The organism is Aeromonas rivipollensis, assembly GCF_010974825.1.
Taxonomy (GTDB): domain Bacteria; phylum Pseudomonadota; class Gammaproteobacteria; order Enterobacterales; family Aeromonadaceae; genus Aeromonas; species Aeromonas rivipollensis.
This window is the reverse complement of sequence record NZ_JAAILA010000046.1, coordinates 1-6,133: the sequence shown is the minus strand read 5'-3', so window position 1 is coordinate 6,133 and position 6,133 is coordinate 1. Positions and strand designations below refer to the sequence as shown.

At 45.3% G+C, this 6,133-nt stretch carries 8 protein-coding genes and 1 pseudogene; all 9 read left to right on the top strand.

What is annotated here, in order from left to right; translation table 11 throughout:
* Positions 1-307: 307 nt before the first annotated feature.
* The 9 genes and pseudogenes from G4923_RS20655 to G4923_RS20615 all read left to right on the top strand — a co-directional run bounded on the left by G4923_RS20655 (position 308) and on the right by G4923_RS20615 (position 6,126).
* Positions 308-1,444 carry an ISAs1-like element ISAs12 family transposase gene (locus G4923_RS20655; protein WP_069785046.1) on the top strand — a complete coding sequence of 379 codons (1,137 nt, stop codon included), beginning with the start codon at positions 308-310 and terminating at the stop codon, positions 1,442-1,444.
* 162 nt (positions 1,445-1,606) lie between these two features.
* Positions 1,607-1,768, top strand: coding sequence for a peptide-methionine (S)-S-oxide reductase (locus G4923_RS21390; RefSeq protein WP_223290059.1), 162 nt, complete (start codon positions 1,607-1,609; stop codon positions 1,766-1,768).
* A 58-nt stretch (positions 1,769-1,826) separates the two neighbouring features.
* Positions 1,827-2,381, top strand: a complete 555-nt coding sequence (locus G4923_RS20645) for a carboxymuconolactone decarboxylase family protein (protein WP_011711655.1) — start codon at positions 1,827-1,829, stop codon at positions 2,379-2,381.
* Positions 2,382-2,518: 137 nt separating this feature from the next.
* On the top strand, positions 2,519-3,034 hold the full coding sequence (locus G4923_RS20640) for a YkgB family protein (RefSeq protein WP_011711654.1): 516 nt from the start codon (positions 2,519-2,521) through the stop codon (positions 3,032-3,034).
* 236 nt (positions 3,035-3,270) lie between these two features.
* Positions 3,271-3,717 carry a peptide-methionine (R)-S-oxide reductase MsrB gene (gene msrB / locus G4923_RS20635; protein WP_011711653.1) on the top strand — a complete coding sequence of 149 codons (447 nt, stop codon included), beginning with the start codon at positions 3,271-3,273 and terminating at the stop codon, positions 3,715-3,717.
* A gap of 2 nt (positions 3,718-3,719) precedes the next feature.
* Positions 3,720-4,220 (top strand): peptide-methionine (S)-S-oxide reductase MsrA, encoded by a 501-nt coding sequence (gene msrA / locus G4923_RS20630; RefSeq protein ID WP_011711652.1) that lies wholly within the window; start codon positions 3,720-3,722, stop codon positions 4,218-4,220.
* A gap of 29 nt (positions 4,221-4,249) precedes the next feature.
* Positions 4,250-4,789 (top strand): peptide-methionine (S)-S-oxide reductase, encoded by a 540-nt coding sequence (locus tag G4923_RS20625; RefSeq protein WP_041413416.1) that lies wholly within the window; start codon positions 4,250-4,252, stop codon positions 4,787-4,789.
* A gap of 15 nt (positions 4,790-4,804) precedes the next feature.
* Positions 4,805-5,074 (top strand): annotated as a pseudogene (locus G4923_RS20620) (IS481 family transposase); the annotation flags it as partial.
* Between the two features lie 386 nt (positions 5,075-5,460).
* Positions 5,461-6,126 (top strand): ATP-binding protein, encoded by a 666-nt coding sequence (locus tag G4923_RS20615; RefSeq protein ID WP_163138160.1) that lies wholly within the window; start codon positions 5,461-5,463, stop codon positions 6,124-6,126.
* The last annotated feature ends 7 nt before the right edge of the window (positions 6,127-6,133 follow it).

The window sequence follows — 6,133 nt, the reverse complement described above, 5'->3', positions numbered from 1 at the left end:
ATTGGGATCAGTTATTTAGCATAGATCCAGGGCGAGATCGTGAACATTTTGTTAAAAATTAAAAATAGTTTTTTGCCTACAAAACAAATACTTATAGGCCTGTGATATGCAGTTAACTTTATAGTCAGGATCGCCTTCACACTTTTTAATCGTCACTGCACGTCATTTCAGCTCAAAAAATGCGCATGAAATCCAAAAAATGATAATTTCCATGATTTCCATAGTTAACAATTTGCTCACATCCTCACCCTGAAATTTGACCTGGTGATCCGGCTGTGATCTCATGCTCCTTTTCAGGAGTGCTCTCATGTCTATTGATGCCGTTTTCGCTCAGTTCTTCGACAATATTCACGACCCTCGCCAGCATGCCAAGATTTATTATCCCTTCTACGATGTCCTGTTTCTCACCGTCTGTGCCGTGATCGGCGGGGCTGAGGGCTGGGAAGATATTGAGGATTTCGGCGAGGTTCATCTTCCCTGGTTTCAATCCAAGGGACTGTTTAAAAACGGCATTCCTGTCCATGACACCATTGCCAGGATCATCTCCGGCATCAAACCAGAGCCGTTTCAGGCCGCCTTTGTGCGGTGGACTCAAGCCATTAACCAGCACACCGATGGCGCCCTGGTCGCTATCGATGGCAAAACCCTGCGCAGTTCCTATGACCGTGAGGATCGAACGTCGACCATTCACATGGTCAGTGCCTATGCCGCCGCCAATAAGCTGGTGCTCGGACAGATAAAAACCGACGCCAAGTCCAATGAAATTACCGCTATTCCCGAGTTGCTGGCGCTGCTCGACATCAAAGGCTGCCTGGTATCCATCGATGCGATGGGGTGCCAGACCGAGATCGCCGAGACCATCCTTCAGCAAGGTGGCGATTACTTATTGGCCGTCAAAGGCAACCAACCCAAGTTGTTCGAGGCGGTTCGACAGGCCCTCGCCCCGCTGGCGGCCACCCCGTTATGCGCAGAGACGATGACGCTTGAGAAGGCTCATGGCCGCATCGATGGTCGTGAGTACCATGTCATGGCGGCGGGCGAGTTGGCCGCCCAGTTTCCTCATTGGAAACAGTTGCACAGCATTGGCGTGGCCATCTCCTATCGCGTTGAAAATATGCAAAAAATTACCATAGAGCAGCGTTATTTCATCAGTTCCAAAGCGTTGGTGCAGGATGAGTTTGCGCGAGCGGTGCGTGGGCACTGGGCCATCGAAAATAGCCTGCACTGGGTGCTGGACGTCACGATGGGCGTGGATGATTGCCCGATTTATCGCGGTGATGCCGCAGAGATTTTGGCGTGCATCCGGCACATGGGGCTGAACATGCTCAGGGCCGAGACTTCACGCAAGGCGAGCGTAAGACGGAAGCAAAAAATCGCAGGAATGAGCAGTGAATATCTGGAAACGGTACTCAATGCGGGTCTCAAAAAACTGGGTGAAATTTAACAAAATGTTCACGCTCTCACCCTGACATAGCCCCTACGTAAACTGTCTAATAAGTCACATTATACGAACTATTGAGCATGTTATATCTATTTTACATGCTGTAAATTCAGTTCCATTAGTAAATAGATAAAAACCAAGGAGGCTTTATGAAAAATAAATAATGTGATCGTTGCCGGAGGGTGTTTTTGGAGTCTCGAAGACCTCCTTAGAAATCAGGACGGCGTGACGTCAACGAAGGTGTGTAGTGGCACTGAAATGGCGACTGCGCAAGACGTGAAGATGAGCTGTCTGATAGCAACGGATTATCAAGCAGAACCTTCTTAAATACAATTTATTCCACGCCAATACAGCGTGCTGTCTTTCAAATCACTAGGAGAAATTTATGTCACGTTTGAACACCCCTACCACAATCGACGCCGCGCCTACTGCTACCCATACCTCACTCAAGGCTGTGGAAAAACAACTGGGCCGCGTTCCTAACATGTTCCGCGTCGTTGCCAACAGCCCTGCTGCGCTGACTGGCTACCTGCAATTGAGCGCAGCATCAGCACAGGGCGGCTTGGGTACAGCGACTCTTGAGCGTATTGCCCTAGCCGTCGCTGAGATCAACGGCTGCGATTATTGCCTTGCTGGCCATTCCTTCCTAGGCCGTAAGGTGGCCAAGCTTGATGATGCTGAACTCACTGCCAACCGCAGCGGTGCATCAAATGACCCTAAGGCCGACGCAGCCGTGCGTTTTGCTGCCGCCGTAGTCCGCCAGCGCGGGCAAGTCAGCAATGACCAGGTCCAAGCGGTGCTGAACGCTGGCTACAGTGATGCACATGTAGTGGATATTCTGTTGGCTGTTGCCCTGAACACTTTCACTAACTACGTTAACGAAGTGACACAGACCGAGGTCGACTTCCCGGCCGTTCAACCACTAGGCATTGATGTCTAATCCATTGGTGCTCAACTACAGCAATTACCTAAGTTAGGTTCGACTCGAGTAAACATATAGTTTTTCTCAAGAGTCATATCATTTTAGTGGGCTACATAGAGTGAGTCCACATGGCTAAAAATAATTGGAGATATAAGATGACTATTCCCGAAATTGAAAATGGTGTCCAGACTACCAATATCCTTAGTAATAATCTCGGTGCAAAAGTCACTAAGTTTGGTATAGGTGGCATCTACGTTGCCATGACGATAATATATTTGTGGTTTGGTGGTATGAAATTCACTAGCTACGAAGCAAACGGTATACATGGTTTTGTTAGTAATAGCCCTCTGCTTTCATGGATGTATAGTTTCCTCAGCATTCAAGGATTCTCAAATTTTCTGGGTGTGCTTGAAATTTCAGTTGGCCTGTTAATCGCTGCACGAGTTTTCTCCCCTAAGCTCGCAATCTTGGGCGGTGTACTTTCAACCGGACTCTTTTTTACGACATTGTCGTTCATGCTGACTACACCCGGTGTTTTTGAGGCATCTCTTGGGTTTCCTGCGATCTCTGTGGTTCCTGGCCAGTTTTTGCTAAAAGATTTAGGCTTGTTTGTCGTGTCTATATTTATCGTAGGCACATCACTTACAGCACTGGAGCACAAAAACAAATAAGCCGCATCCGAAACAACTATAAGTTAGAGGGCCTTAAATTCTGCGGTATAGGTCTTGCAGTTCTTTTTAGCTGTCATAGGCACCTCGTTATGTGATTTTACTCACTTAGCGCGGTGTACAGAACTACTGGATCAGATCATTTTTTCGGGTTAACGGCCTAAGTGAAATAAATTCTGTAAACAGAAGGTCTCTTATAATCTGAAAGGCACATGGCTTTACTCTATAAGAGGACATTTATGAATACCTATCAAAAATCTATGAATGCGATTTCTGCTCTGACTAAGGAGCAGTATCGGGTGACGCAAGAAAATGGTACAGAGCGTCCAGGGACTGGTGAATTGCTAAAGAACACCAAGCCCGGCATTTACGTGGATATCGTGTCAGGTGAGCCTTTATTTGCGTCTTCTGCCAAGTATGAATCAGGGTGTGGTTGGCCGAGCTTTACCAAAGCGATAGACTCTGTCAACGTAATTGAAATCACTGATAGGTCGCACGGCATGACCCGCACAGAAGTGCGCTCAACTCATGGCGACAGTCACTTAGGCCATGTATTTTCAGACGGTCCCAAAGACCAGGGTGGCCTACGTTATTGTATTAACTCAGCGTCATTACGTTTTATTCCTAGGGAAGAAATGGCAAGTAAAGGTTACGCAGAGTATTTAGACCAAGTAGAGGACATTTAATTATGGCAATTGAACGCGCAGTATTAGCCGGTGGCTGCTTTTGGGGCATGCAGGATCTTATCCGCAAACGTCCCGGTATCACTTCAACCCGAGTAGGTTATACCGGTGGTGAAGTGGCTAATGCTACCTACCGCAATCATGGTAACCATGCTGAAGGCATTGAAATAATGTTCGATAATGAAATCACCAGCTATCGACAAATTTTAGAGTTTTTCTTTCAGATTCATGACCCTAGTACAGTAAATAGACAAGGTAATGACAAGGGCACATCTTATCGCTCAGCCATTTATTATACCTCTGAGGCACAGCATGCTGAGGCAGTAAAAACCATTGCTGACGTGGATGCTTCGGGATTATGGCCTGGAAAAGTAGTGACTGAAGTCGAACCTGCAAGTGATTTTTGGGAAGCGGAGGCTATGCATCAGGACTATTTGGAACTCCGACCAAATGGCTATACCTGCCACTTCCCCAGACCAGACTGGAAGTTGCCCTCATCTCAATGAGTTTGCAGCAGCCCACACAGACTTGCAATTTGCATACGACAACCACCCTTAATACAATCGGCTTAGGCGGTGGTTGTCACTGGTGCACCGAAGGCGTATTTTCATCACTTATTGGCATTGCTACTGTCAATCAAGGTTGGATCGCCTCAATTGGTGACAACGCTCAGTTCAGCGAAGCCATTGAAGTGGTTTTTGATCCGACTGTTATTTCTTTATCAACCTTGATCGAAATCCATTTACATACTCACGCGAGCACATCAAACCACTCAATGCGTGGTAAATATCGTTCAGCGATATACGCTTATGATGAGGTTCAGTATAACCAGGCTGTAAACATATTAGATGCCTGTAGAGCTGATTTTGAGCAGCCAGTCATTACTCAGGTTTATTTTTTTAAGGATTTTAAAGCGAATAAAACTGAGCTTATCGACTACTTTTATACAGCACCCAACAGACCATTTTGTCAAAGGTACATTCATCCAAAACTCACCTTCTTATTAGCACGTTTCAGCCACTATGTTGATACGCATAAATTGACAGAGTCAGGTGTAGAGTTAACATCGATATAGGCTGTGCTACTCTGCAAGTTCGAGCGTCATGATTACCAACTCTAGTAGTGGCATCGATCACACGAAAACTAAAACGATGTCACCGCAAACGAATGGGATCTGCGAGCAGTTTGATAAGGCGATCCTGAACGAGTTTTATCAGGTGGCTTTTCGCAACAAGTTAATCAAACGCTGGAGACGCGGCAAAATGATCAGGATGAGTGGCTGTCTTACAACAATGAACGAACTCATCAGGGCAAAATGTGCAACGGCAGAACGTCAGTTGAAACTGATCTGATCCAGTAGTTCTGTACACCGCGCTAAGTGAGTAAAATCACATAACGATACAACAACGTTACCCTACATAATCCCAAACTAATTTATCGTTGGAAACGCGAGTTATCCGTGAAGATGATAGAGCTTCTACGCGAGATCCTTTCCAACTGAGTCTGTTCGATGCTCTGTTATACCAATATCTTTGGAAACGCCCTTCGATGGTAGCTTGTTGCTTCTATCAACATTCATACACTTTTGTGAAAAAAATTTCCTGTGTATTTATCGGTATAGCATAAAGTCCATAATCAAATTAAAACGCTACCTAGTACAAAATTGCCTATTATTTAACCTTGACACTACCAATATGCACTGATCTGATATATATTGATTTAATGTATATTTTGCAGGCGATTTTTATGAAAAGTGCACTACTGCGGATCATCACCAACCAGAGCGCGTTTCCTTCATTGACGGAAATATCCTTGACGGGTCATAGCAACATCTCAGGGACAAACGGAGCAGGAAAAACCTCATCTCTTGTTCTGGTTCCTGTTTTTTATGGGATTGACCCTCAGTATATGGTCAGAGAAAAGCCTAAAACCTTTCTGGATTTCTATCTTTCTAAAGCACGTAGTTTTGTCATTTTTGAATATCAACGACAAGATCAGATCTCCTGTGTCGTGCTTTACAGACATAACAACACGTTGCATTACAGGTTTGTCAAAGGGGACGCCGATTCCACTTTATTTACAGAACAGAGCAAAATGAAGCTGAATAATGCGGAAAATATTGATTGCTGGCTCTCGGAAGACATCGCTCAGATAACAGAAGTGTCCCGGCAGATCAAAACCATCAAGGATTACTGCGCAATTATCCAGCACAACTTGTCGCACCTATCCCCGATTAAAGCTCGACAGTCAGGACTCAAGGATATTGCTGATAAATTCTCTCTGTGCCGTCCAGGGAAATCAATGAGGCACATTGAACGCTTAACGTCCGTCATGCACAAAAAAACAAAATTGATGGAAGGGTTAAAAGACATGGTTGCAGATTGCTTTATTGACAGTCAGCTAAATAACTGATCCCAAT

Excerpts from the sequence above, each read along its gene's own strand:
- msrA (WP_011711652.1), top strand. The coding sequence starts at position 3,720 with ATGGCAATTGAACGCGCAGTATTAGCCGGTGGCTGCTTTTGGGGCATG.
- G4923_RS20655 (WP_069785046.1), top strand. The coding sequence starts at position 308 with ATGTCTATTGATGCCGTTTTCGCTCAGTTCTTCGACAATATTCACGAC.
- msrB (WP_011711653.1), top strand. The coding sequence starts at position 3,271 with ATGAATACCTATCAAAAATCTATGAATGCGATTTCTGCTCTGACTAAG.
- G4923_RS20640 (WP_011711654.1), top strand. The coding sequence starts at position 2,519 with ATGACTATTCCCGAAATTGAAAATGGTGTCCAGACTACCAATATCCTT.
- G4923_RS20615 (WP_163138160.1), top strand. The coding sequence starts at position 5,461 with ATGAAAAGTGCACTACTGCGGATCATCACCAACCAGAGCGCGTTTCCT.
- G4923_RS20645 (WP_011711655.1), top strand. The coding sequence starts at position 1,827 with ATGTCACGTTTGAACACCCCTACCACAATCGACGCCGCGCCTACTGCT.